At 73.3% G+C, this 25,269-nt stretch carries 21 protein-coding genes; 11 read left to right on the forward strand and 10 right to left on the reverse strand.

Annotation, left to right across the window (positions count from 1 at the left end; genetic code table 11):
• Positions 1–267: 267 nt before the first annotated feature.
• On the reverse strand, positions 268–2,370 hold the full coding sequence (gene ligA, locus OG521_06290) for an NAD-dependent DNA ligase LigA (GenBank protein WUW20421.1): 2,103 nt from the start codon (positions 2,368–2,370) through the stop codon (positions 268–270).
• A 297-nt stretch (positions 2,371–2,667) separates the two neighbouring features.
• Here ligA and OG521_06295 point away from each other — a divergent pair, with 297 nt between their 5' ends.
• From OG521_06295 to OG521_06305, 3 genes are all read left to right on the forward strand, one after another.
• Positions 2,668–3,612 (forward strand): DUF1996 domain-containing protein, encoded by a 945-nt coding sequence (locus OG521_06295; protein WUW20422.1) that lies wholly within the window; start codon positions 2,668–2,670, stop codon positions 3,610–3,612.
• Between the two features lie 71 nt (positions 3,613–3,683).
• The gene (locus tag OG521_06300) at positions 3,684–4,295 is read left to right on the forward strand and encodes a DUF305 domain-containing protein (protein ID WUW20423.1); all 612 of its coding nucleotides are present in this window, start codon (positions 3,684–3,686) and stop codon (positions 4,293–4,295) included.
• A gap of 74 nt (positions 4,296–4,369) precedes the next feature.
• The gene (locus OG521_06305) at positions 4,370–5,422 is read left to right on the forward strand and encodes a LacI family transcriptional regulator (protein ID WUW20424.1); all 1,053 of its coding nucleotides are present in this window, start codon (positions 4,370–4,372) and stop codon (positions 5,420–5,422) included.
• A 29-nt stretch (positions 5,423–5,451) separates the two neighbouring features.
• Here the strand turns inward: OG521_06305 and OG521_06310 are convergent, their stop codons facing one another.
• The 5 genes from OG521_06310 to OG521_06330 form a co-directional block, all read right to left on the reverse strand.
• Positions 5,452–7,569, reverse strand: a complete 2,118-nt coding sequence (locus OG521_06310) for a phage holin family protein (protein WUW20425.1) — start codon at positions 7,567–7,569, stop codon at positions 5,452–5,454.
• A 115-nt stretch (positions 7,570–7,684) separates the two neighbouring features.
• Positions 7,685–8,089, reverse strand: a complete 405-nt coding sequence (locus OG521_06315) for a hypothetical protein (protein WUW20426.1) — start codon at positions 8,087–8,089, stop codon at positions 7,685–7,687.
• Positions 8,090–8,256: 167 nt separating this feature from the next.
• A complete protein-coding gene (locus tag OG521_06320) occupies positions 8,257–9,702 on the reverse strand; it encodes a gamma-aminobutyraldehyde dehydrogenase (protein WUW20427.1) in 1,446 nt (481 codons plus the stop codon).
• A gap of 62 nt (positions 9,703–9,764) precedes the next feature.
• A complete protein-coding gene (locus OG521_06325; protein WUW20428.1) occupies positions 9,765–10,172 on the reverse strand; it encodes a nuclear transport factor 2 family protein in 408 nt (135 codons plus the stop codon).
• Between the two features lie 41 nt (positions 10,173–10,213).
• Positions 10,214–11,749, reverse strand: a complete 1,536-nt coding sequence (locus OG521_06330) for a cytosine permease (protein WUW20429.1) — start codon at positions 11,747–11,749, stop codon at positions 10,214–10,216.
• 110 nt (positions 11,750–11,859) lie between these two features.
• On the opposite strand from OG521_06330, the gene OG521_06335 reads away from it, so the two are divergent.
• From OG521_06335 to OG521_06345, 3 genes are read left to right on the forward strand one after another with little or no spacing between them, the layout of a single operon-like run.
• On the forward strand, positions 11,860–13,311 hold the full coding sequence (locus OG521_06335; protein WUW20430.1) for a PucR family transcriptional regulator: 1,452 nt from the start codon (positions 11,860–11,862) through the stop codon (positions 13,309–13,311).
• A 55-nt stretch (positions 13,312–13,366) separates the two neighbouring features.
• Positions 13,367–14,149 carry an MBL fold metallo-hydrolase gene (locus OG521_06340; protein WUW20431.1) on the forward strand — a complete coding sequence of 261 codons (783 nt, stop codon included), beginning with the start codon at positions 13,367–13,369 and terminating at the stop codon, positions 14,147–14,149.
• The gene (locus OG521_06345; protein ID WUW26588.1) at positions 14,149–14,775 is read left to right on the forward strand and encodes a VTT domain-containing protein; all 627 of its coding nucleotides are present in this window, start codon (positions 14,149–14,151) and stop codon (positions 14,773–14,775) included. The genes OG521_06340 and OG521_06345 overlap by 1 nt, the downstream gene beginning before the upstream one ends.
• 9 nt (positions 14,776–14,784) lie before the next feature.
• Here OG521_06345 and OG521_06350 read toward each other — a convergent pair whose 3' ends face one another.
• Positions 14,785–15,849 carry an MBL fold metallo-hydrolase gene (locus OG521_06350; protein ID WUW20432.1) on the reverse strand — a complete coding sequence of 355 codons (1,065 nt, stop codon included), beginning with the start codon at positions 15,847–15,849 and terminating at the stop codon, positions 14,785–14,787.
• Positions 15,850–15,887: 38 nt separating this feature from the next.
• Complete coding sequence (locus OG521_06355) at positions 15,888–17,138, reverse strand: aminotransferase class I/II-fold pyridoxal phosphate-dependent enzyme (GenBank protein ID WUW20433.1); 1,251 nt, start codon at positions 17,136–17,138, stop codon at positions 15,888–15,890.
• Positions 17,139–17,365: 227 nt separating this feature from the next.
• Between OG521_06355 and OG521_06360 the strand changes: the two genes are divergently transcribed.
• The 3 genes from OG521_06360 (at position 17,366) to OG521_06370 (ending at position 20,651) form a co-directional block, all read left to right on the forward strand.
• The gene (locus OG521_06360) at positions 17,366–18,520 is read left to right on the forward strand and encodes a mandelate racemase/muconate lactonizing enzyme family protein (GenBank protein WUW20434.1); all 1,155 of its coding nucleotides are present in this window, start codon (positions 17,366–17,368) and stop codon (positions 18,518–18,520) included.
• On the forward strand, positions 18,517–19,545 hold the full coding sequence (locus tag OG521_06365) for an alcohol dehydrogenase catalytic domain-containing protein (GenBank protein ID WUW20435.1): 1,029 nt from the start codon (positions 18,517–18,519) through the stop codon (positions 19,543–19,545). Before OG521_06360 ends, OG521_06365 begins: the two co-directional genes overlap by 4 nt.
• A gap of 140 nt (positions 19,546–19,685) precedes the next feature.
• Positions 19,686–20,651, forward strand: a complete 966-nt coding sequence (locus OG521_06370) for a hypothetical protein (GenBank protein ID WUW20436.1) — start codon at positions 19,686–19,688, stop codon at positions 20,649–20,651.
• A 52-nt stretch (positions 20,652–20,703) separates the two neighbouring features.
• On the opposite strand, the gene OG521_06375 is transcribed toward OG521_06370, so the two are convergent.
• Together OG521_06375 and OG521_06380 are read right to left on the reverse strand one after the other, a co-directional pair.
• Positions 20,704–21,555, reverse strand: coding sequence for an SMP-30/gluconolactonase/LRE family protein (locus OG521_06375; protein ID WUW20437.1), 852 nt, complete (start codon positions 21,553–21,555; stop codon positions 20,704–20,706).
• Positions 21,552–22,325, reverse strand: coding sequence for an IclR family transcriptional regulator (locus OG521_06380; GenBank protein ID WUW20438.1), 774 nt, complete (start codon positions 22,323–22,325; stop codon positions 21,552–21,554). The genes OG521_06375 and OG521_06380 overlap by 4 nt, the downstream gene beginning before the upstream one ends.
• Before the next feature lie 261 nt (positions 22,326–22,586).
• Between OG521_06380 and OG521_06385 the strand changes: the two genes are divergently transcribed.
• On the forward strand, positions 22,587–24,083 hold the full coding sequence (locus OG521_06385) for a phosphatase PAP2 family protein (protein ID WUW20439.1): 1,497 nt from the start codon (positions 22,587–22,589) through the stop codon (positions 24,081–24,083).
• Between the two features lie 298 nt (positions 24,084–24,381).
• Positions 24,382–25,191, forward strand: coding sequence for a class I SAM-dependent methyltransferase (locus OG521_06390; GenBank protein WUW20440.1), 810 nt, complete (start codon positions 24,382–24,384; stop codon positions 25,189–25,191).
• The last annotated feature ends 78 nt before the right edge of the window (positions 25,192–25,269 follow it).

Genomic DNA, 25,269 nt, shown 5'->3' on the forward strand with positions numbered 1-25,269 from the left:
TGATAGCGAGGCCTGGCCGAACCCTCACTATGCAATAGGGAGGCAAAGAAAGCCACTCCCAGGCGAAATCGAAGGGAGCGGATACCTCCACGAGGAACCGGCCGCTCACCGACGGCCCGCGCTCGCGCGAAGAACCGCGAACGGCACCCCGCGTTGGGGGCTTCCGGCGCCGGGAGAACCCACGCCGGACGGACGCCGTGCCGTGCGCGCCCGTACCGCCGGACGCCCGGGGGCCGGTGCACCCCTCCCGCGTCCGGCGGTCCGCGGTCACGCCTCGGCCGTCAGGAACTCCGCGATCAGCTCCGCGAACTCCTCGGGTCCGGCGATCCGCACGCCGAGCCCCTCCGCCTTGTCACGCTTGGAGCCGGCCTTCTCACCGGCCACCAGGAGCGTGGTGCGCTTGGAGACGCTGGAGGAGGACTTGCCGCCGGCGCGCTCGATCAGCTCGTTCATCTGATTGCGCGACAGCTTCTCCAGGGCGCCCGTCATGGCTCCGGTGACCACCACGGTCATCCCGGCCAGTGGCCGCCCGTCCGCACCCGCACCGTCCGCGCCGTCCGCCGCGCCGTCCTCCTCGCCGGGCTCCGGCGGCGGGGTCGCGCCCGGCTCGGTCATGGTGACCCCGGCGGCGACCAGCTTCTCGATCAGCGGGGCGAGCTCCACCAGTTCCGCGACGACGCCGGCGGCCTTCTCCTTGCCGATGCCGTCCACCCGCTGGAGCGACTCCACGTCGGCGGCTCTGATCCGGTCCATGTCCGCGAAGTAGCGTGCGATCCGGCGGGACATGGAGCGCCCGGTGCCGCGCACCCCCAGGGCGCAGAAGACCCGGGAGAGCGGCTGTGCCCGTGCCGCGTCGATCGCGGCGAGCAGATTGTCCGTGCTGGTCTCCCCCATCCGCTCCAGGGCGAGCAACTGTTCGCGCTCCAGGGTGAACAGGTCGGCGAAGTCGGCGACAAGACCGGCGTCGACGAGCTGGACGACCCGCGTCGCACCGAGCCCCTCGATGTCGAGCTGGTCGCGCCCCGCCGCGTACGAGATGGAGGCCACCAGGCGGCAGTCGCGGCCACGGACGCAGCGCCAGCGCTGCTCACTCGCGTCGATCTCCGAACCGCACTGCGGACAGGCCTCGGGGAAGACGACGGGCTGCTCGTCACCGGTCCGCAGATGTGCGACGGGGGCCTCGATGCGGGGGATGATGTCGCCCGCCTTGTAGACCATCACATGGTCGCCGATGCGCAGGTCGCGGCGGGTGATGTCGGCGGGGTTGTGCAGCGTGGCGAAGCTGACGGTCGATCCGTCGATCTCGACCGGCTCCAGCACGGCGCGCGGCGCGATGATGCCGGTACGGCCCACGTTCCACTCGACGCCGAGCAGGCGGGTGATCTTCTCGACGGCCGGCAGCTTGTAGGCGATGGCCCAGCGCGGCGCCCGGGTGCCGGAGCCCGCCTCGCGCTGGTCGGCGGCGAGGTCCGCCTTGATGACGATGCCGTCGATGCCGAAGGACAACGAGGCGCGCAGCGAGGCGACTTCCTCGACCCGCGCCTGGGCGTCCTCGACGGTGGTGACGGTGAGCGGTGCCACCGCCGTGTCCGCCGCGGTGTGCACGCCGAGGCTCGCCACGTAGGCCAGGGTCTCGCTGTGGGGCAGCTCGGCCAGCGTGGCGGTCAGCTCGCCCGAATCGGGCAGCGCGAGCGCTCCGTACGCAAAGAACGTCATCTCCACCGTGTACGCGCGGTCCTTGGCGCGCAGGGTGCCCGCCGCGCCGTTGCGCGCGTTGGCGAAGGGGGCGCCGCCGTGTTCCGTACGCAGCGCGTTGGCCTGTTCGAACTGCTCGGCCGTCATGAGGATCTCGCCGCGCATCTCGATCGTGACGGGCTCGGTGAGCTGCCCGGGCAGGCCGACGACGGTGCCGATCGCATGCGACACGTCCTCGCCGGCGGTGCCGTCGCCCCGGGTGACCAGCTGTTCCAGCCGGCCCGCGCGGTAACGGGCCGCGACCGCGAGGCCGTCGAGCTTCGGCTCGACGCTCCAGGCGGCGACCGGGCGGCCGATCCGGCGCTCCAGCGAGGCGGTCCAGGTGGCGAACTGCTCCGCGGAGAAGACGTTGTCCAGGGAGAGCATCGGGGCGGTGTGCGGCACGTCCCCGACCGCGGTGCCTCCGGCCACCTTGCCGGTCGGCGACTCCGACAGCACCTCCTGCGGGTGGTCCTCCTCGTACGCGGCGATCCCGCGCGCCAGCCGGTCGTACGCGTCGTCGTCGAGCACGCTCTCGCCCGTGGCGTAGTACGCGGCGGCGGCCTGCGACGCCTCTTCGACCGCGGCGGCGTAGGCGGCGGTATCGGCGAGCACAACAGCTGAGTTCGTCGTCATGCCCCCATCCTGCCGTCCACCACTGACAACGCCCTGGTGGCAGGTGTCGGACGACGACTGCGGGCCGCTTCGGACCCCTCCCGTTCCCCCGCCCGTCCCCTATGCGCCGTCATCCGTGGAAACCTCACTCAAGAGAGCGCTCTCCCAGCTCAGAGGGCTTCCAACTACGTTCAAGGGGAAGGAAATTGCAGGTCTGCGCACTCTATTGACATGCCTGAGACACGCTTTTACGTTCCTCCGAGAGAGCGCTCTCTCGTATGGTCAGGAAACCCCCACTTCCCCTCGAACAGGAGTGCCGTGCTCTTCTTCCGTCAACGACGCACCGGCGAAGACAGCCACCGCAGACCCCTTCCGCCCCGCCGGTACCGCACCGCGGCGCTCGTCGCCGCCGCACTCGCCGTCTCCTTCCTCCAGGCCACCACGGGCAACGCATCGGCGGGGCCCGGCACGACGGCCGGGGCCGCCCCCAAGGCGGCCGCCGACGTCGTGCGGGTGGCCGAGTTCCTCGCCGAGTGCCCGTACACCCACCGGGCCCCCGACGACCCGATCGTCTTCCCGGGACTGCCCGGGGCCTCGCACATGCACAGCTTCTTCGGCAACGACTCGACGAACGGCAACTCCGACCTCGCCTCGCTGGAGAAGGCCAGGACCAGTTGCGCACCCGACACGGACCTGTCGTCGTACTGGGTGCCGACCCTGTACGACGGCGACAAGGAGGTCGAACCCACCGGGACGACCTTCTACTACCTCGGTGAGGGGGTCCGGGACGATGTCATCCAGCGGATCCAGCCCTTCCCCCGGGGCCTGCGCATCGTCGCGGGGAACGCCAAGGCGACCGGTCCGGACGACAACACGATCTCGCGCTGGTCGTGTCTGCACCACGGCGAGGTCAACCCGTCGCACGACTTCGTGAACTGCCCGGCGGGCGCGATGCTGGAGTCGTATCTGGACTTCCCGCAGTGCTGGAACGGCAGGGACCTCGACTCGGCCGACCACAAGAGCCACATGGCGTACCCGGTCGGCGGTGAATGCCCGTCGACCCACCCGGTGCCGGTTCCCAAGCTCCGCCAGGTGCTGCGGTATCCCGTCAACGGTGACCCCGCGCGGTTCCGGCTGGCGTCCGGTCCCGGCTACACGATGCACGGCGACTTCTTCAACGTGTGGCCCGAGGCCGAGATGGCGCAGCGGGTCCGCGACTGCATCAACGCCATCGTGAAGTGCGGGGCCGACGGCACCCCCTGACCGTCCGGCACCCGTCCGACGCCCGTCCGGGGCCCCACGCCCCGGGCGGGCCCTTCCCCGAGGACCTCGTGATGAAGGCGGCCCGCACACTCGCAGCGCTGTCCCTGCTCCTCCTCCTGGCCGGCTGCGGGGACCCGGCGGACGCGAAGAGCCCGGCCCCACCGGGCCGCTCGTCCGCCGCTCCCTCCTCCGCCGTTCCCCCTTCCACCGCTCCTCCGCTCGCCACCCCGGCCGATCCGACGGACGCCGCCTGGGTCCAGCTGATGACGCCGATGAACGAGCAGGCCGTGGCGCTGCTGACGCTCGCCGGGCAGCGGGCCGCCGATCCCCGGGTGCGGACCTGGGCGGCGGGCCTGCGGACGGCGCAGAACGGCGAACTCGCCCGGCTGCGCCCGCTGCTGTCCCGGATGGGGCTCCCGGACACCAATGTGCACGCGGGGCACGACATGCCGGGGATGGTGACGGAGCGCGATCTCGAACGGGCCCGCGCCGTCGAGGGCGCCGCCTTCGACCGCTTCCTCGTGGCACAGATCCGGGACCATCTGAGCCAGTCCGCACAGGTGTCGCGCTCCGAGACGAAGGCGGGCACCCGCGCCGACGCCAGACGTCTCGCCACCGCCCTGGTGTCGGCCCGCCGGGCCGAACTCGACCGGCTCCCGGGCCCGTCGGCGAACTCCGGCTGATGCCCAGGTCACCGTACGCCCAAGGCCTCCACAACTGTTTCCGCGCCGCTCGTACCACCCGGTATAAAGACTGCATGACTGCCGACACGCCCCTGCCCGCCCGTCCCGCCACCCTGGAGGACGTCGCCCTGGTGGCCGGGGTGTCACGGGCCACGGTGTCCCGGGTGATCAACGGGGCGACCACCGTGGACCCGGCGATGCGACGGATGGTCGAGGAGGCCGTGGACGCCACCGGGTACGTGCCCAACCGCGCGGCCCGTTCCCTGGTCACCCGGCGCACCGACTCCATCGCGCTCGTCGTCTCCGAACGGGAGCGCCGGTCCGTGTCCGAGCCGTTCGTCGGCCGGATGTTCTCCGACCCGTACTTCGGGCGGGTGGTCAGCGGGCTGCTGGAGGTGCTGCGGCCCGCGGGCATCCAGCTGGTGCTGATGCTGGCCGACGACCAGGAGTCCCGCGACCAGTTGCTGTCCTATCTGCGCCACGGCCATGTCGACGGGGTGGTGCTGATCTCGTCGCACGCGGAGGATCCGCTCCCCGGGCTGCTGCACGACACACGGCTGCCCGCCGTGCTCGCCGGACAGCCCCGCAGGCCGACGCCGATCACCTATGTGGAGGCGGACCAGCGGGCCGGGGCCCAGCTGGCTGCCGATCACCTGGCCTCGCTGGGCCGGCACCGGATCGGCACCGTGTCGGGACCGCAGGACATGCCGGCCGGTCAGGCGCGGCTCTCGGGCTTCCTGGACGCGCTCGCCGCGCACGGCATCGAGGACGTCGCGGCCGCCGAGGGCGACTTCACGCATGCGGGCGGGGCGGGGGCGATGCGGCGGCTGCTCGCGGACCGGCCGGACCTGGACGCGGTGTTCATCGCCTCGGACCTGATGGCCCTGGGCGCCATCCCGGTGCTGCTGCGGGCCGGCAAGGACGTTCCCGGGGACGTCGCTCTCGTCGGGTTCGACGACAGCAGCGCGGCGCTGGCCTGCGATCCGCCGTTGACGACGGTGCGGCAGCCGGTGGAGGAGATGTCCGCGGAGATGGCCCGGCTGCTGCTGAAGCAGATCGGCAGCCCGGGGGTGCCGGCGCCGTCGGTGATCTTCCATCCGACGCTGGTGAGGCGGCAGTCGGCCTGAGCCCGGTGCAAGAAGCTCAGGCCCCGGACTCAGGGGGCCGAGGGCTTGGCGCCGGTACCCGCGTCCCTCTCCGGTGAGCCGTCGCCCAGGAGGCCGCCGTCCGTACCGCGCACGGCCCGCCGCAGCGGCACCTGCGGTCCGGAGACCTCGCGCAGCCAGCGCCGCAGGACCCGGTGCACCGACTCCGCGCCGACCAGTTCGGCCACCCGCTCACCGTCCTCGGCGGCGGCCGCGTCCAGGGGGTCCGTCATGCCGCGCGGCCACAGCAGGAAGGGCCGGGACTGTTCGCCGCCCAGGCCGCCGTGCGAGCCGATCTGTTCCTCGAAGGCGTGCACGGTGCCGGTGTCCGGGTCGTACATCGAGTTGACCATCACATCGGCGACGTGCGGGAAGGTGTCGGTGCGCCGGACCGCGTCGGCGGCACCCGGGCCGAAGGGGGCGAGCGGGCCCTGTCCGTCCTTCAGCTCCGCCACCGGGACGCGTGCGCCGCCGCGCCCCAGCACCACCGATCCGTCGCGCTCGCTGCGGACGAGCAGGAAACCGATGCCGGGATGGCTGGCGAGGGTGCCGAGCAGGGCGGGGTGGCGGCGCTCCACCTCCTCCAGGCAGGCGCGGCCCTCGATGTCGGGGAAGGAGATCAGCCCGAGGTTGCCGGAGGCGAGGACGACCGGGTCGGAGGGTGTGGCCACGTGTTCCTCCTGCCCCGGGGCGACCGGCCGGTGCAGTGCGATCCGGACGGCGTCGCGTGCCTCGGATCCGCTCCGGGTGCGCTGGGCCCTGCGTGGCACCGGCAGTCCGCTGCCCGCCCGGACCAGGTCCTTGAGCGTCAGTCCGTACGCCCCGGCGAAGGTCTCCCCCGGGCTCTGGCCGTGGTCGGACAGGAGCACGACACGGTAGGTGCGCGGGGTGTGCTCGGCGACCTTGGCGATCAGGGCGAGGGAGCGGTCCAGCCGGGTGAGGACCTTCTCCGCGTCCCGGCTGCGCGGTCCCGAGTGGTGGGCCACCTCGTCGTACGCCACCAGGTCGGCGTAGACGGCGGTCCGTCCGGCGAACATGTCCCCCATGACGGCGGCGACCACCACATCGCGTTCGACGACGGTCGCGAAGGCCCGGATGAAGGGGTAGAGCCCGCCGCGCTTGATCCGGGGGGTGTCCTTGCGGATCCGGGCCCGGGTCGACTGGCCGATCTCGCGCCCGGCCTCGGCGACGAAGGACAGTGCGGTACGGACGGCGTTGGCGGGGTCGGAGAAGTAGGCGAAGTACCCGGCCCGGGAGCGCCGGCCCTTGCCGCGCCTGGCGGCCATCGACAGGACGAGCGCGAGCTGGTCGGCGCCACCGCTGAAGAGGTTCCCGCGGCTGGCTCCGTCGAGGGTGAGCAGTCCGCCGTCGTGGGTGCGCACGATGGCGCGGCGCTGGAGTTCGAGGGCGCTCGCCGGTCTGCTGGAGACCATGACGTCGCCGGTCTCCTTCTCGTACCAGCGGAAGGCGGGGACGTCGTGGTTGCTGCCGTGCAGGATGCCGAGCTGGCTGGCTCCGGTCTGGCTGGACCAGTCGGTTCGCCATGGGGTGAGGCGGTGGCCCCCGGTGCCGGCAAGCCAGCCGGCGACGGTCGGCATCAGGCCGTCGGCCGCGGCCTTCGCGAGGACGTCGTGGCCGACTCCGTCGAACTGGATGAAGACCGTGCCGGGCGGCCCCTCGTCGTCGGCGCCGCCCGTGCCGCTGCGGCGTCTGCGCCGCTCCGCCAGGCGCGAGAGCCTGCGGCGGTAGGCGTTGTCGTCGCGGACGGCGAGGGCCGTGGAGGTGGCCGAGGCGACGGCGGACATCACGGCGGCGACCACGACGGCCGTCTCGGGGGCGGCGGTGCCGCGGCCGTCCGGGATGAGCCGGATCGCGATGAGCAGCAGCGATCCGTTGAGGAAGAAGACCAGCATGCCGAGGACGAGGGCCGGCACGATGAGCAGGGCCCGTACGAGCAGCGGCCAGACGAGTGCCGAGAGCAGACCGAAGGCGCCCGCGCCCCAGGCCGCGGTGAACGCGGTCTTGGTCACGCTGTCGCCGTCGTCCGACTGGAGCTGGAAGTCCGGCAGAATCCCGGCGAGCACAAGCATCGTGAACGTCGAGACCGCCCACACCACAATCACTCGCATCAGGGCGCTGCCGGCTGTTCGCCATCGCCCGTCACCCACGCCGCCGCCACCTCACGTCCGGGTCCCGCCGTTCCGGACCCGTCCCCAGCTTTTCACAGCGTGGGCGGCGTGCCCGTCAGCAGCCGTCGTACCCCGCGGTCGGCATGGAGAGTCTGCGGTGCACGCTGGCTTTCGTACGGGGGCTGTAGCGCGGTTCGTCGAGGCCGGCGATCTCCAGGCGTACGCCGCGCCGCTCGCACTCGGCGGCGAACTGCGGCACCGAGGCGACGGCCCGGGCCAGCACCTGGTCGGTGGGGGCGACGAAGAGTTCGATCTCGCCGCCCTCGACGTCGGCCCAGAGGGCGTGGTGGTCGGGGCGCAGTCCGTAGAGGCGCAGCTGCCGGGTGACGACGTACCCCTGGTCGGCGGCCCACCGGGCGCACATGGCGTGCTGGCTGCGGGTGTCCACGAGGAACGGATCGCTGTCGAGCTCTTCGAGCGGAGTGAGACTGGCGATGGCCGCCACCCGTACGTCCCCCATGGCCGTACCCCCCGTGCTAGGCGTTCCCCGACCCTACCCGCCGGATCCCGCGCAAGAAGGCGCACGTCAGGCGTCAGGAGGCGCGCGGGCGGCGGGCGCGCGCCGTTGAGAGTGTCGCGCGCCCGCCGCCCGTGGCCCGGAGGAGGAGGTGCCGGTCCGGCCGTCCCTCAGCCGTCGAGCGAGGTCATGACGTGCTTGATGCGGGTGTAGTCCTCGAAGCCGTAGGCGGAGAGGTCCTTGCCGTAGCCGGACTTCTTGAATCCGCCGTGCGGCATCTCGGCGACCAGCGCCATGTGGGTGTTGATCCACACGCAGCCGAAGTCGAGGTTCCTGGACATCCGCATGGCGCGGCCGTGGTCCTTGGTCCACACCGAGGAGGCGAGGGCGTAGTCGACGCCGTTGGCGTACGCGACGGCCTGGGCCTCGTCGGTGAAGGACTGGACGGTGATGACCGGCCCGAACACCTCGTTCTGGATGATCTCGTCGTCCTGCTTGAGCCCGGAGACGACGGTCGGGGCGTAGAAGTAGCCCTTGTCACCGACGCGGTGGCCGCCCGCCTCGACCGTGGCGTGCTCGGGGAGGCGGTCGATGAAGCCGCTGACCTGGGCGAGCTGTCCGGCGTTGTTGAGCGGGCCGTAGAGCACGTCCTCGTCGTCCGGCTGCCCGGTCTTCGTGCCGGCCGCCGCCTTGGCGAGCGCGGTGACGAACTCGTCGTGGATCGACTCGTGGACCAGGACGCGGGTCGCGGCCGTGCAGTCCTGTCCGGCGTTGAAGAAGCCGCCGACGACGAGGTCGTCGACCGCCTTCGTCAGGTCCGCGTCCTCGAAGATCACGGCGGGCGCCTTGCCGCCGAGCTCCAGGTGGACCCGCTTGACGTCGATGGCCGCGCTCTGCGCCACCTGGATGCCGGCCCGGACCGAACCGGTGATGGAGGCCATCGCCGGGGTCCGGTGCTCCACCATCAGCCGGCCGGTCTCCCGGTCGCCGCACACGACGTTGAAGATGCCCTTGGGCAGGTCCAGCGAGTCCAGGACGCCGCCGATGATCTCGCCGATCAGGACGGTCGACGCGGGGGTGGTGTCCGAGGGCTTGAGCACCACGGCGTTGCCCGCGGCGAGCGCCGGGGCGAACTTCCAGACGGCCATCAGGAGCGGGTAGTTCCACGGCGCGACCTGCGCGCAGACGCCGACCGGCTCACGGCGGACGATCGAGGTCATGCCCTCCATGTACTCGCCGGCCGAGCGGCCCTCCAGCAGCCGGGCGGCGCCCGCGAAGAAGCGGACCTGGTCGATGGCGGGGGCCAGTTCCTCGCTGCGGGTGAGGTGCAGCGGCTTGCCGGTGTCGCGGCTCTCGGCGGCGACCAGTTCGTCGGCCCGCGCCTCCATCGCGTCGGCGATCCGCAGCAGGGCCAGCTGGCGCACCGAGGGGGTGGTGTCGCGCCAGACGGGGAACGCGGCCGCCGCGGCCGCCATGGCCGCGTCGACCTCGTCGGCGCAGGAGAGCGGGGAGGTCGCGTAGACCTCGCCGGTGGCCGGGTCCACGACGTCGAGCGTGCGGCCGTCCGAGGCGTCCGCGGGGACACCGTCGATGAAGTTGCGGAACGTGAGGGTCATACGGGAGGAACCGGTTTCTCTCGTGGTCGGGCGGACGTACCGGGCCGTGGCCGGGGGTACGGTCAGCCGGCCGTGCGGGCGGACAGGTGCTCGTGGACGGCGGGCCAGCTGCCGTCGGCGGCGCGGGCGAAGACGATCGTCTCGCGCTCGTGGACCGTCTCCTGCCCGGCCGATGTGGACACGGTCGTCTCCACGTCGTGGGTGAAGACGGCGGTGGAGCCGAAGTGCTGGATCAGCTGCCCGGTGGAGGTGCAGCCGAGGACGCGGAAGTCGTCCTGGTCGATCCACTCCTGCCACAGCGCGCGGTACTCGGCGGTGGAGGAGAGCCGCTGCGGCGTCGAGTGGAAGACGAAGGTCGCGTCGGGGGCGAAAGCGCCGAAGTAGTCGTCGAGGCGGCCCTCGGCGAAGGCGGCGACGAGCGCGTCGGCTGCGGCCCCGACCTGCTCGGTGTCCCGGACGGGCGTGCTCATGGACGGCTCCTGGAGGGGGTGCGGGGGTGGTGTTACGGGGATCAGAGCGCCGCGGCCGGTGCGGGGGCCGGTGCGTCGTCGGCGCCGCTGATCGGCGGGACGGGGGTGTCCGAGGCCCGGACGAAGCGGGGGCCGTCAGGGCCGTACACCCCGCGCGGCTCGGGGAAGACGGTCAGCAGGACGAGGTAGAGCACCGCGGCGAGGCCGAGACCGACCGGCAGTGAGATGTCCGTGCCGTTGGCGAGGTCGCCGAGCGGGCCGACGAACTGGCCGGGCAGGTTGGTGAACAGGAGCGCCACCCCGGCGGAGAGCAGCCAGGTGGCCAGGCCGCGCCAGTTCCAGCCGTGGTTGAACCAGTAGCGGCCGCCGGTCTGCCTGCGGTTGAAGACCTGGAGCGCGTCGGCGTCGTACCAGCCGCGCCGGGTCAGGTAGCCCAGCGCCATGACGATCATCCACGGGGCGGTGCAGGTGATGATCAGGGTGGCGAAGGTGGAGATGGACTGCGCGAGGTTGAGCGCGAAGCGGCCGACGAAGATGAAGGCGATCGACAGGGCGCCGATGAAGAACGTCGACTGCACCCGGCTGAAGCGGGTGAAGACGCTGGAGACGTCGAGCCCGGTGCCGTACAGCGCGGTGGTGCCGGTGGAGAGGCCGCCGATCAGGGCGATCAGGCAGAGCGGCAGGAAGTACCAGCCGGGCGAGATGGCGAGCAGTCCGCCGACGTAGTTGGGGGCGGCCGGGTCGACGTACTTCGCGGCCTTCGTGGCGATGATCGACGCGGTGGCGAGGCCGAAGACGAACGGCAGCAGGGTGGCGGTCTGGGCGAGGAAGGCGGCGCCCATGACGCGGCGGCGCGGGGTGTCGGCCGGGATGTAGCGGGACCAGTCGCCGAGGAACGCGCCGAAGGAGACCGGGTTGGACAGCACGATCAGGGCGGCGCCGACGAAGGACGGCCAGAACAGCGGGTCACCGGTCGAGGCGAACGAGCCCGCGTACCCGGCGTCGAAGTCCCCGGCGAACGCGAAGGCGCCCAGCACGAACAGTGCGGAGGCGGCCACCACGGCGATCTTGTTGACCAGCAGCATGAAGCGGAAGCCGTAGACGCAGACCACCAGGACGAGCCCGGCGAAGATCGCGTAGGCGACGCCGTACGAGAGGTCGGACTCGGGGACGTCCGCGAGCCGGTGCGCGCCGCCGACGAGGGCGTCGCCGGATGACCACACCGAGATCGAGAAGAACGCGACCGCGGTGAGCAGCGACAGGAACGAGCCGACGACCCGGCCGTGCACGCCGAGGTGGGCGGAGGAGGAGACCGCGTTGTTGGTGCCGTTGCGCGGGCCGAACAGCGACATCGGCGCGAGCAGCAGCGCTCCGGCGACGAGGCCGAGGACGGTCGCGGCGAGGCCCTGCCAGAAGGAGAGGCCGAACAGGATCGGGAAGGCGCCGAGCACACAGGTGGCGAAGGTGTTGGCACCGCCGAAGGCGAGCCGGAAGAGGTCGACGGGACGGGCGGTGCGGTCCGCGTCGGGGATCCGCTCCACACCGTTGGTCTCGACTTCGGTGATCGAGGTCGTCACGGGTGCTCCACCTACTGTTCGTGCTGTTCATGCGGGGGCCGGCCCCTCAGTGTGTGGGGCCCGGCCCACCTGGGCAATTGTGGAAGTCACAGACAGATAGGCTGTTGTCTGTGGCCACCAACAAACTGACGGTCGAGGATCTCCTCTCGTTCCCCGCGCTCCAGCTCACGGTGAAGGCGGGCAGCGGGGGCCTGGGGCGGTCCGTCTCCTGGGCGCATGCGAGCGAGCTCGCCGATCCGACGCCGTGGCTGCTCGGCGCCGAGGTGATCATGACGGCGGGCCTTGCGGTGCCCCGGACGGCCGCCGGGCAGCGGGCGTATCTGGAGCGGCTGGACGACGCCGGGGTGGCCGCCCTGGCGCTCTCGGCGCAATTGCACATGCCGCCGCTGCACGACGCGTTCTTCCGGGCAGCCGAGGAGCGGGGCTTCCCGGTGCTGGAGGTGCCGCTCGCCGTGCCCTTCATCGCGGTGTCCCAGGAGGTGGCCGCCTCGGTGCAGGAGGACGCCCGGCACCGGCTGGGCGCCCAGCTCCAGGTCTTCGGTTCGCTGCGCTGGCTGGTGGCGGAGGACCTGGACACGCCGGCGCTGCTGCGCCGGCTGGAGCGGCTGTCGGGATACGACGTGTACCTCTGCACGCCGCAGGGGCGGCCGCTGCTGCCCGGGGTGCCGGTACCCGGGCCCGGGGTGCTGCCCGCATCGGCGGACGCGCCGCCGACCGTCCCGGGTGGCTTCGTGCTGCCGGTGCCCGCGCCCGGCGGTCCGGCGGGCTTCCTGGTGGCGTACGAGCGCGAGGGCGCGCAGCCCGCGGGGCTCGCGGTCGTCCAGCACATCGCCACGGTGGCGGCGCTGCGTGTCGCGATGGTGCGCACCGAGCGCGAGACGCTGCGGCGCGAGGGGGCGGAGACCCTGGCGGAACTCCTGCAGGAGGTGCTCGACCCGGAGACGGCCCGGCGCCGGCTGGCGCGGCACGCGATCGAGGGCGACACGGTGCTGTTCGTGATCCGGCAGGCGACGGAGGAGGCGCTGCTGCGCTGTCTCCAGGATCATCCGCATCTGCTGCTGACGTGGGGCGAGGACCGTTATGTGCTGGGTTCTCCGGAGCTGGCCGGGGAGATCGGCGGGCTGCCCGATGCGGCGGCCGGGATGAGCCGCCCGTTCCTGCCCGGCGACGCCCTGCGGGTGGCGCGGCGGGAGGCGCTGTGGGCGGTGTCGAAGTCCGTCGAGTCGGGCCGGCCGGTGGTCCGCTACGGCGACGACTCGACGGGCCGCTGGCTGCCCGGCGACCCGGCGGTGCTGACGGCGCTGGTCGAGCACGTGCTCGGGGAGGTGCTGCGCTACGACGCGGCCCACGACTCGCAGCTGCTGGTCTCGGTCCGCACCTGGATGGAGCGCGACCGCCGTACGGAGACGGCCGCCGCCGCTCTCCACATCCATCCGAACACCCTTGCCTACCGGCTGCGCCGCTTCGGTGCGCTGGCCGGCCGGGACATGGCGTCGACGGGGGCGCTGGCGGAGGTCTGGCTGGCCGTCCAGGCGGCGGGCACGCTGGGGCTCACCGACTGAAAGTCACGGCCTGCCCGTAGGCTCGTCGGCAGGTCCGGTGAACAGGAGGCGGCACGTGCCGGTGGAGATCACCTGGTGGGGTCATGCCACCTGCACGATCGAGGACTCCGGTGTGCGGGTCCTGACCGACCCCCTTTTCGTACGGCGCTTCGCGCATCTGCGGCGACGCCGCGGCGCGCTGCCCGGTCCGGCGGCCGCGGTCGCCGATGTCGTCCTGATCTCGCATCTGCACTCCGACCATCTCCATCTGCCGTCCCTGGCACGCGTCCGCCCGGGCGCCCGGCTGATCGTTCCGCTGGGTGCGGTCCGGGCGGTTCCGGGGCTCAGGCTGCTGCGCAGGGTGCGCGGGGTCCGGATTACCGAGGTGGCGGCGGGCGACGAGGTGCGGGTGGGCGAGGTGCTGGTCCGGGCCGTGCCCGCGATGCACGACGGGCGGCGGCTTCCGGTCGGCCCGCACCGCTCCCCCGCCCTCGGGTACGTGGTGGAGGGCGAGGCGCGCACCTACTTCGCCGGGGACACCGGGCTCTTCGACGACATGGCGCGGGCCGTCGGCCCGGTCGACGTGGCGCTGCTGCCGGTCGGCGGCTGGGGGCCGTACCTGGGTCACAGCCATCTCGACGCGGGGCGCGCCGCCGAGGCGCTGGCCCTGCTGGCGCCGCGCGCGGCCGTGCCGGTGCACTACGGCACGTACTGGCCGATCGGGATGGACGGGGTCCGGCCCCACGAGTTCCACTCGCCGGGTGACGAGTTCGTGCGGCAGGCGGCGCTGCGGGCGCCCGGGGTGGCGGTGCACCGGCTGGAGCACGGTGAGCACGTGCGGCCGGGGGCTGCCGGGTGATCCTGGATTTCCTGCGGCAGACGGCGCAGCTGCCCCCGGAGTCGACGCAGCAGGCGGTCGGCTACCCCTCCCTGTTCCTGCTGGTGGCGCTGGGCGCCCTGGTGCCGGTGGTGCCGACGGGTGCGCTGGTGAGCTCGGCGGCCGTGGTGGCGTTCCATCAGTCGGCGCCGTTCGCGCTGCTGGTGGTCTTCGCGGTGGCGTCGTCCGCGGCGTTCCTCGGCGACGTCTGCCTGTACTGGCTGGGGCAGCGCGGGGTGCGGTCGAAGAACGGTTCCAAGTGGCTGCGGGCGATCAGTGACCGGGCCGCGCCGGAGCGGCTCGCGCAGGCGCAGCAGAAGCTCGACGAGCACGGTGCGATGGTGCTGGTGCTGTCCCGGCTGGTGCCGGCGGGGCGGATCCCGGTGATGCTGGCGTGTCTGCTGGGCCGGATGCCGCTGCGGCGGTTCGCCCGGGGCGATGTGCCGGCCTGTCTGGCCTGGGCCGCCACGTACCAGCTGATCGGGATCCTCGGCGGCTCGCTGTTCCCGGAGCCGTGGCAGGGCGTCGTGGCGGCGGTGGGGCTGACGCTGCTGATCAGCGGGGCGCCGGCGGTGTGGCGCAGGCTGCGGGCGCGGTCCGGCCGGTGACCGGCCGGTTCAGCCGCTGACCGTGCGGGGCTCGTGCGCCGGGTGCAGGATGCGCGAGCCGCCGATCGGCAGGTCCCAGAGGTGTTCGCGCGGATGGCCGGCCCGCTGCCAGGCGGTGCGCAGCCGGGTGAGGGGTTCGAGGACGGGTTCGGCGGAGAGCAGGAACGTCGCCCAGTGCATGGGCGCCATGGCGCGGGCGCCGAGATCCTCGTACGCCCGGACCGCCTCCTCCGGGTCGGTGTGCACGTCGGCGAGCCACCAGCGCGGCTCGTACGCCCCGATCGGGAGCAGGGCGAGGTCGATGCCGGGGTGGCGGCGGCCGATCTCGGTGAACCAGTGGCCGTAGCCGGTGTCCCCGGCGAAGTAGATCCGCTGTCCCCGGCCGGGTGCCGCGGTGTCCTCGATCACCCAGCCGCCCCACAGGGAGCGGCAGGTGTCGGTGAGGGTGCGCTTGGACCAGTGATGCGAGGGCACGAAGCCGAAGCGGACTCCGTCCAGTTCCGCCGACTCCCACCAGTCGAGTTCGGTGACCGTGACGAAGCCGCGGCGGCGGCACCAGCGGCCCAGCCCGGCCGGGACGAAGAGCGGGGTGTGGCGGGGCAGCCGGCGCAGGGTGGGGGCGTCGAGGTGGTCGTAGTGGTTGTGGCTGATGACGACGGCGTCGACCGGCGGCAGTTCCTCCCAGGGCACGCCGACGGGGGTGATCCGGGCCGGGGTGCCGAGGATGCGGCGGGACCAGACCGGGTCGGCCAGGACGGTGAGTCCGCCGGTGCGGATGATCCAGCTGGCGTGTCCGGCCCAGGTGACGCAGGTGGTGCCGGCCGGGACGGCGGGGAGCGGCTCGGGGGCGTACGGCAGCCGGTGGATGCCGCGCAGCCCTTCGGCGTTGGGCCGGATGGCGTGCTCGCGGGCCAGCCGGGACATGCCGGTGACGCCGGGCAGGGGTGCGGTGAGCCGGTCGGCGAAGCTCCGGGGCCAGGAGCGCACCTCGCCGAGCGGTCGCGGGGTGACCACCTCGCCGCGGCACGCCCGGTGCGGTTCCGGGCCGAGGGGGCGCTCTGGCTGTTCCGTCATCGGAGGACTCCCGTCCCGGGGCGCGTCGGCGCCGTGCGTCAGCGGAGTTCGTCGAGGGCTGCTCGGAAAATGCTCAGGGCTGCCGCGACGTGCGGCAATTCGAGGGGCTCCACCGCGGTGAGCGACTCCAGCTGCTGCCGCGGGGTCGATCCGAGCAGTGATCCGGTGCCCAGCCGCACCCGCAGCGCGCCCAGTTCGTCACCGAAGCGGTGGCCGCCGGGGACCGGTGCGCCGAGCCGGTCCGTGAGGTATTCCTCCAGCTCCAGCGAGTCCGTGACGCCGCGGGCGGCGAGCCGGGAGCGGAGCGGGCCGAGGTCCGCGTAGAGGTGGCGGCCGGCCTGCGGGGGCCGGGCGAGCGCGCCGGAGGCGAGCACCGCCTGATGGGCCGCGGCGGCGACCCGGGCCTGCAGCGCGGCGGCCCTGCGGACCCGTTCGGTGACGGCGTCCGGTTCGCGCAGCGCGTGGGCGGCCGCCGCGGCGACCGGGCCCGCGACGAGGGCGCCGAGCGCGGTGAGGATGTCGAGCGTACGGGCGTGGCGCACCGCGGCCCGCGGGGTGTCTGGGAACCGGGCGACGGCGACCGGCCAGGCCGACGGGGTCAGCGCGCCCGCCAGGTCGGAGACGACCGTGACATCGTCGGGGCACATCTCGGCCGGGCTGAGCAGCACGGTGTCGTGCGGCCGGTGCAGGGTGTCGCGCCAGGTCTCGTCGCTGACGATGTGCAGCCCCTCGGCGACGGCGGCCTCGCAGGCCTCGCGCACCAGTTCCGGCGGGGCGACGGTGGCGGTGGGGTCGTCCACCACCGAGATCAGCAGCAGCCTCGGCCGGCCGCCCTCGGCCCGCACCCGGCGCACGGTCTCCAGCAGGGCGTACGGGTCGGGCACGCCGCCGCACTCGGCGGGCGTCGGCACGTGATAGGCGGGCCGGCCGAGCAGCCGCGCCTGCGGGATCCAGGAGGCGGGGCAGGGGCGTGGCATCAGGACGTCGCCGCCGTGCGCGGCGATCAGGGCGAGGATCAGCGGGGAGGTGCCGGGCGCGGCGGCGACGTGTTCGGCGCCGCCGTGCAGTCCGCGCCGGTCCCAGTAGGCGCGGGCGGCCTCGCGCAGGGCCGCCGAGCCGCCGGCCGGTTCGGGGGCGCCGTCCCCCGCCGCGGCCGCCAGCACCTCGGCCAGCTCCGGCAGCACCGGCAGTCCGGGGCCCGGCGCGGGCGGTCCGTACCGCACGGGTCCGCGGTCCTCCCGGACGCCGGGCGTGCCGGGTCCCTGCCGTCCGGTCCGCTCCCGGCCCATCCGGGCCTCCTTCGCCGCCGCTCGCTCCCTGGTCCCGCCGCCTCGCTCTCCGGCCCTTTATACGAGGGAATGGCGCGGGGCGCCTGCGCTACCGCGAAGCGTCCGGGGGCCCGGGAGGCGCACCGGGACGCGACGGCCCCATTGACACTCGCCCCGCCGCGTCATTACGGTCACGCCAGGATTTCGAACGAGTGCCGAAATATCGAACAAGTCGAGGGGCAACTCCCGTGCGTATCACCGGAATCAGCACACATGTGGTCGGAACACCCTGGCGCAACCTCACCTATGTGCAGGTCCACACCGACGAGGGACTCACCGGCGTGGGCGAGACCCGGATGCTCGGCCGCACCGATGCGCTGATCGGCTATCTGCGCGAGGCGGAGGCCAACCACATCGCCGGTACGGATCCGTTCGCCGTCGAGGACCTCGTACGCCGGATGAAGTACGGGGACTACGGGCGGGCCGGCGAGATCGTGATGTCCGGCATCGCGGTCGTCGAGATGGCCTGCTGGGACATCAAGGGCAAGGCGCTCGGCGTGCCGGTGTGGCAGCTGCTCGGCGGCAGGGTCACCGACCGGGTCAAGGCGTACGCCAACGGCTGGTACACCACCGAGCGGACCCCGGAGGCGTACCACGAGGCGGCGTCGGGGGTCGTGGCGCGCGGTTACCGGGCGCTGAAGATCGACCCGTTCGGGACGGGCCACTTCGAGCTCGGCCAGGAGGAGACCCGGTACGCGGTCTCGCTGATCGAGGCGGTGCGCGACGCGATCGGTCCCGGCACCGAGCTGATGCTGGAGATGCACGGCCGGTTCAGCCCGTCGACGGCGGTGCGGATCGCGCACGAGATGGCGCCCTTCGAACCCGCCTGGCTGGAGGAGCCGGTGCCGCCGGAGAACCTCAAGGCGCTCGCGAAGGTGGCGGGCAAGGTCGATCTGCCGATCGCGACGGGCGAGCGCATCCACGACCGCGTCGAGTTCCGCGAGCTCTTCGAGTCGCAGGCCGCCGACATCATCCAGCCCGACGTCGGCCACATCGGCGGCATCCTGGAGACCCGGAAGCTCGCCGCGACGGCCGAGACGCACTACATGCTGATCGCCCCGCACAACGTGGGCGGTTCGGTGCTGACGGCCGCCAGCCTCCAGGTCGCGGGCTGCACACCCAACTTCAAGATCCTCGAACACTTCAACGACTTCGCGGACGCGGACATCAAGAAGGTCGTGAAGGGCGCCCCGCAGGTCGACCCGGAGACCGGCTGCTTCGAGCTGTCGGACGCCCCCGGTCTCGGGGTCGAGCTCGATGTGGACGCCGCGGCCGAGTTCCCGCAGCAGCAGGCCCGGTTCGATCTGTGGGCCGACGGCTGGGAGAAGAGGCAGCCCAAGTGAGCACCGCACCCGTCCCGTCGCGGGCGGTCGTCGTCGACCGGCCGGGCCGGCACCGGCTGACCTCGGGGCCGATTCCGGAGCCCGGTCCGGGCGAGGTCCGGGTCCAGGTGGCCGCCGCGGGCATCTGCATGAGCGACCGGGAGGTGTACGACGGCCATCGCGATCCGCGCTATGTGCGCTATCCGGTGGTGCCCGGTCATGAGTGGTCGGGCACGGTCGAGGCGGTGGGCCCCGGCGTCGATCCGGCCCTGACCGGCCGGCGTACCGTCGCCGAGGGATTCCGTTCCTGCGGGAGCTGCGAGCGGTGCCGCGGCGGCGAGACCTCGCTGTGCACCTCGGGGTACGACGAGACGGGCTTCACCCGGCCCGGGGCGTTCGCCGACCATGTCGTGGTGCCCGCCCGGCTGCTGCACCCGCTGGCCGACGACGCGGACCTGCGCGCCGCCGCGCTGCTGGAGCCCGCGGCCGTGGTCGCCGCGGCGGTGCGGGCCGGGGCGCCGGAGCCGGGCGAGCGGATCGCCGTGGTGGGCGCGGGCACCCTCGGGCTGCTCACCGTCCAGCTGCTGGCCGCGGTGTCTCCCGGCGAACTGACGGTGATCGACCCACGGGACGAACGGGCGCGCCAGGCACTGCACTTCGGGGCGAGCGAGGTACTGGCACCCAAGGAGGCCGGCGAGGTGCACGGGCGCTACGACCTGGTCGTGGAGACGGCCGGGGCCGCGACCACCGCGGCCGACGCCTGCCTGCTCGCGCGGCGCGGCGGCCGGGTCGTGCTGACCGGAATGTTCGCGCCGGGGGCCACCGGCATCGACCCGGTGCATCTGTCGCTGAGCCAGCTCACGGTGCGCAGCGTGTTCGGGGCGTCCTCCGCGTCCTGGTCGTACGCGGTGCGGGCGTTCACCGCGGGGCTGCTGGATCCGGCGGCGCTGATCACGCACGAGTTCCCGCTGGAGCGGTTCGCGGACGCCGTGGCGCTGGTCGGGGGCGGCGGCGCGGGGACGGGCAAGGTGCTGATGCGTCCGTAGGGGGTGTCCGCGTCAGCCGCGCGCCGCCGCCCCCGGCAGCCCTGCGGTCCACGGCACCCCGCCCGTCGCCCATTCACCCGAACCTCGTCCGGCCCGCCGAACGATTCACCGAACGACCCACCGAACACGAAAGGTCGCTCATGACCTCCGCATCCCCCGTCGGCGTCCGGCGCCCGGGTGAGCCCTCGCTCACCGCGCTCGGGCTCGGCGCCCCCGCCCCCGACCCGGCCGACACCTCCGCGCACACCTTTCCCGACGGCGGCACCTGGCGGACCGAGATCCCGTCCGTGGAGGGTCCCGAGGCGCTGTCCGTCGTACTGAAGGAGAGCGCACGCCTCGACGTCCCCGTCCACCGGATCAGCCAGGGCAGCGGCATCTGGATGCTCAGTGACGCCGAGATCACCGACATGGTGGAGGGCTGCGCCGAACGCGGCATCGAGCTCTGCCTGTTCACCGGTCCGCGCGGCAGCTGGGACACCGGGGCCTCGTTCCGCACCGACTCGGGCGGGGCCGGGCTGCGCGCCCGGGGCCACGACGCCCTGGCCGGTTGTGTCGAGGACGCCCTGCGGGCCTCCGCGCTCGGCGTGAGGTGTCTGCTCGTGGCGGACGAGGGGGTGCTCTGGACCCTGCACCGGCTACGGGCGCAGGGCGTGCTGCCCGCCGACACGACGTTCAAGGTGTCCGCCCTGATCGGGCCGGTGAACCCCGCGTCGTTCGCCGTGTTCGAGCAGCTCGGGGCGGACTCGGTCAACATCCCGTCCGACCTGACGCTCGCTCACTTCACGGAGATCCGGCGGGTGTCGGCCGCTCCGATGGACCTGTACATCGAGGCACCGGACGATCTCGGCGGCTATGTGCGGATGTACGAGGCGGCCGAGCTGATCCGGCGCGGCGCCCCGCTCTACCTCAAGTTCGGCCTGTCCAGGGCGCCCGGCATCTACCCGTACGGCGCCCATCTGCGCGATGTCGCCCTGGACACGGCGCGCGAGCGGGTCCGGCGGGGGCGGCTCGTCCTGGATCTGCTGGCCCGGCACGGCGCTGCCGGGAACATGTCGCCGCTCGGCTCCCGGCTGCCGGGCACCCTGCGCCGGTTCCCGGCGGAGTGAGCCGCGGCCGGGCGGGTCCGGACCCCGGACCCGCCCGGCCGCTCCCGCCGGCTCAGCCCGCGAAGGCGGTGGCGGCCGTCCCCTGCCCGGCGTCCGGCAGGACGAGCAGTGACCCCGAGAGCGGGTGCGGACGGGTGAGGCCGGTGCGCGCGGTGGAGACGTAGAGGTCGCGCAGGTCCCGGCCGCCGAAGGCGCAGGCGGTGGGCCGGCGCACCGGCAGACGGACGACGCGGTCCAGCCTGCCGTCGGGGGTGTAGCGGCGCAGCGCGGCGCCGTCCCACAGGGCGACCCAGACGGCCCCCTCGGCGTCGACGGTGAGGCCGTCGGGATATCCCACGCCCTCCTCCACGGTCGCGAACGGGCGGCGCCCCGTGACCTGTTCACCGTCCACGTCGAAGACGTCGATCCGGCGGGTCGGGGTGTCGATGTAGTACATCAGCCGGCCGTCCGGGCTCCATCCGGTGCCGTTGCTGCACGCCACCAGTGGCAGCACCCGGGTGGCCGCGCCGTCGGGCGCGATCCGGGTGAGGCTGCCGCCGGTCTCCGTCTCGTCGTAGCGCATGGTGCCCGCCCAGAGGGCCCCGTCCGGTGCGACCGCGGCGTCGTTGCCGCGGCGCCCGGGCTCGGCGTCGTGGACCAGCCAGCGGAAGGCACCGTCCGTGTCGTACAGCCCGATGCCGTCGCGCAGATTGACGACGAGCCCGCCGCCGGCCCGGGGCTTGGCGGCGCCGACGTGCTGTTCGGTGGCCATGACGGTCCGCCGGCCGCTCTCCGGGTCGTAGGTGTGGACGCGGGCGGACAGGATGTCGACCCAGATCAGCCGCCGGCCGGCCGGGTCCCAGGTCGGCCCTTCGCCGAGCGCGGCGTGCTCCCGTACGGCGACCTCGATGCGCGGGTGGTTCACGGCCTGCTCCGGTGGTGTCCGAGCCGGCCGGAGAGCGCCTCGGCGCCCTCGGCCGCGAGGCCGGCCAGCTCGCCCTCGCGCTCCTCGCTCCAGCGGATCATGGGCACGGAGACGGAGAGCGCGGCGACGACCCGGCCCGACCGGTCCCGTACGGGCGCGGCGACGCAGCTCACGTCGGGGTTGGACTCCCGGTGCTCCACGGCGATGCCCCGCTCCCGCACGGTGGCGAGCGCGGCGCGCAGCTCCCCTTCGTCGGTGATGCTGTTGGGGGTCATCCCGGTCAGTTCGAGACCGTCGAGCCGGGCGTCGAGCTCCCGGTCGGGCAGGGCGGCGAGGAGCATCTTGCCGACGGACGTGCAGTGGGCGGGCAGCTTGCGGCCTGCCGCGGACACCATCCGGACCGCGTGGGTGGAGTCCACCTTGGCGATGTAGATGACGTCGGCCCCCTCCAGGATCGCCACATGGACGGTCTCCCCGCACGTCTCGGCGACCTGCCGCGCCACCTGCTGTCCTTCGGCGGCGAGGTCGAGCTGCTCGGCGTACCGGCTGCCGAGCTGGTAGGTGCGGACGCCGAGGCGGTAGCGGCCGGGCTGGTCGGGGACGGTGACCAGGTACGAGCGGGCGGCGAGCGTGGTCAGCAGCTCGTGGACGGTGGTGCGCGGAAGCTGGAGCTTGCGGGTGACCTCGGGCGCGGAGAGCGTACCGTCGCCCTGGAGGAAGAGTTCGAGTACGTCGAGCGCCCTGGTCACCGCGGGGACGAGTCGCCCCATGGTCGTGCACCACCCTCTCGTGTTCGACATTCCGGCCAGTGACCGGCATCACGAACACAGGCTAAGCGTGGCGGACTTGCCGGGGCAATGACGAGGTGACGTGCGGCACTCGGCACACACGGAATCCGGGAGGATTTGTTCACTTTCGTGCAGAAATGCCAGGTCAATGGGACCCTGTGGTGCCCCGTGCGCGAAGGCCGGTGCGCACGGTTCGGGCGCGCCTGCCGGTTCGGCGGGGCCCGGCAGGGTATTCGCTGTTCCATGTCGTCACCGAGCACCCCTTCACACCCCGCCGGCCTGCGGAGCGTCATGCACCGATGCGATCTGGCCGTGTTCCAGAACCTGGCCCAGCGGCACTGGCCGGCCGCCGGGCCCGTGCTGCCCCGGCTCAGCCGCAGCGCCAACCACGGGCTGCTGTGGTTCGGCGCCGCCGCGGGCATGGCCGCGTTCGGTGGCAGCGCCCGGGCGCGGCGGGCCGCCCTGCGCGGGCTCGCCTCACTGGCGGTGGCCTCGGCCACGATCAACACGGTCGGCAAGGGGGCGGTCCGCCGGGAGCGTCCGATACTGGACGCCGTGCCGGTGATACGGCAGCTGAAGCGCCAGCCGGTCACCACGTCCTTCCCCTCGGGACACGCCGCGTCCGCCGCCGCGTTCGCCACCGGGGTGGCGCTCGAGTCGAAGGGCTGGGGTGCGGTCATCGCCCCTGTCGCCCTGTCGGTGGCCGCCTCCCGCGTCTACACCGGGGTGCACTATCCGAGCGATGTGCTGGCCGGTGCCGCACTGGGCATAGGGGCGGCGTTCGCACTGCGCGGCGTCGTGCCGACCCGGGGGCAGCTGCCCGCGCCGGGCAGGCCGCCCGCACACGCGCCCGCCCTGCCGGACGGCCAGGACCTGGTCGTCGTCGTCAACCAGGAGTCGGGTACGGCGACGGCGACGGCATCCCTGGTCCGCGAGGCCCTGCCGCGGGCCGAGGTGGTGGAGTGCCCTCCCGCCGAGCTCTCCTCCGAACTGGAGAAGGCCGCCGGGCGCGGCCGGGCGCTGGGGGTGTGCGGCGGTGACGGCACGGTCAACCAGGCCGCCTCGGTGGCCGCCGTGCACGGTCTGCCGCTCGCCGTGTTCCCCGGCGGGACGCTGAACCACTTCGCGTACGACCTGGGCATCGAGACCGTGGCCGACGCCTGCGCCGCGCTCGGCACGGGCAGCGCGGTCCGGGTCGACCTGGGCCGCTTCCGGCCCGGTCCGGACGGCCCCGGGGGCGCCCACGGCTACTTCCTCAACGCCTTCAGCCTGGGCGTCTACCCGGAACTGGTCCGCACCCGCGAGCACTGGGCGCCACGGATCGGCGGCTGGCCGGCCGGAGTCCTCGCCGCCGCCAAGGTGCTGCGGGGCCAGCGCCCCCTGGAGGCGGAACTGCAGGGCCGCAGAAGGCCCCTGTGGCTGCTGTTCATCGGCAACGGCATGTTCCAGCGGGTCGGCCCGGCGCCGGGCCGGCGGCACAACCTCGCGGACGGGCTGCTGGACGTACGGGTCGTGCACGGCGGCCGCACGCCCGGCCTGAGGCTGCTGGCGGCCGCCGTCGCCGGTCCCCTGACCCGCTCCCCCATACACGCCGCCGTCCGCCGCCACCGCGTGCGCATCTCCGGGCTGCGACCGGGGACCCCGTACGCGTACGACGGTGAAGTGGCGCACAGCCACAGCGACTTGATGATCGACAAGCTTCCGGAGGCGCTCACGGTGTACTGCCCGATGACGGTGTGAGACCGGCCCGGTCCGGGCGAACGGAAGGAACGGCCGACGCGGAGTCGGCCGAAAAGGGGGCGGCCGACGCGGAGTCGGCCGAACAGGGGGCGGCCGACGCGGAGTCGGCCGCCCCCGTCGCGTACTCCCGCACCACCACCGTGTCCACATAGCAAGATACGGATCTCACCATTCGGCATTCAGGCGTACGGTGGCCCTACCGATCAGCGCTTTCCCGGTGCGCGTTCCAAGAGTTCCGAGAGCCCTGAGAGCCGACTGTTCCGAGAGTTCCGAGAGTTCCGAGAGAGGATGCACGGTCATGCCGAAGGAGACCGCCGTCTACACCCACGGCCACCACGAGTCGGTGCTGCGCTCGCACCGCTGGCGTACCGCCGCCAATTCCGCGGCCTACCTCATCGGTGAACTCCGCCCGGACATGGCCGTGCTGGATGTGGGCTGCGGACCCGGCACCATCACCGCGGACCTGGCCGCGCTGGTCGCCCCCGGCCGGGTGACGGCCGTCGACACCACCCGGGAGATCCTGGACAAGGCGGCCGCGGAGGCCGCCGAACGGGGTCTGGACAACGTCGAGTTCGCCGTCGCTGACGTCCACGCCCTGGACTTCCCGGACGACTCGTTCGACGTCGTCCACGCCCACCAGGTGCTCCAGCACGTAGGAGACCCGGTGCAGGCGCTGCGCGAGATGCGGCGGGTCTGCCGGCCCGGTGGCCTCGTCGCGGCCCGCGACAGCGACTACGCGGCGATGAGCTGGTTCCCGGAGTCCCCCGAGATGACCGCCTGGCTGGAGCTGTACCGACGGGTGGCACGGGCCAACGGCGGGGAGCCGGACGCGGGACGCCGACTGCTCTCCTGGGCGCGCGAGGCGGGCTTCACCGACATCACGCCGACGGCCGCCTCCTGGTGTTTCGCCACCCCGGAGAGCCGGGACTGGTGGAGCGGCCTGTGGGCGGACCGTACGGTCGGCTCGGCCTATGCCGCACGCGCGGTCGACGGCGGCCATGCGACGCAGGAGCAGCTGACCGCGCTCGCGGAGGCCTGGCGCACCTGGGGTGCGCAGGACGACGGCTGGTTCATGGTCCCGCACGGCGAGGTCCTCTGCCGGGCCTGAGGGCCGTCCGGGGACCACCGCCCCGGGTGCCGGCCGCGCGCCGCGTCCGGGGCGTCCCGCTCCCCTCCGCCGAATCGA

Origin of the sequence: Streptomyces sp. NBC_01463 (genome assembly GCA_036227345.1) — a bacterium.
GTDB lineage: Bacteria > Actinomycetota > Actinomycetes > Streptomycetales > Streptomycetaceae > Streptomyces.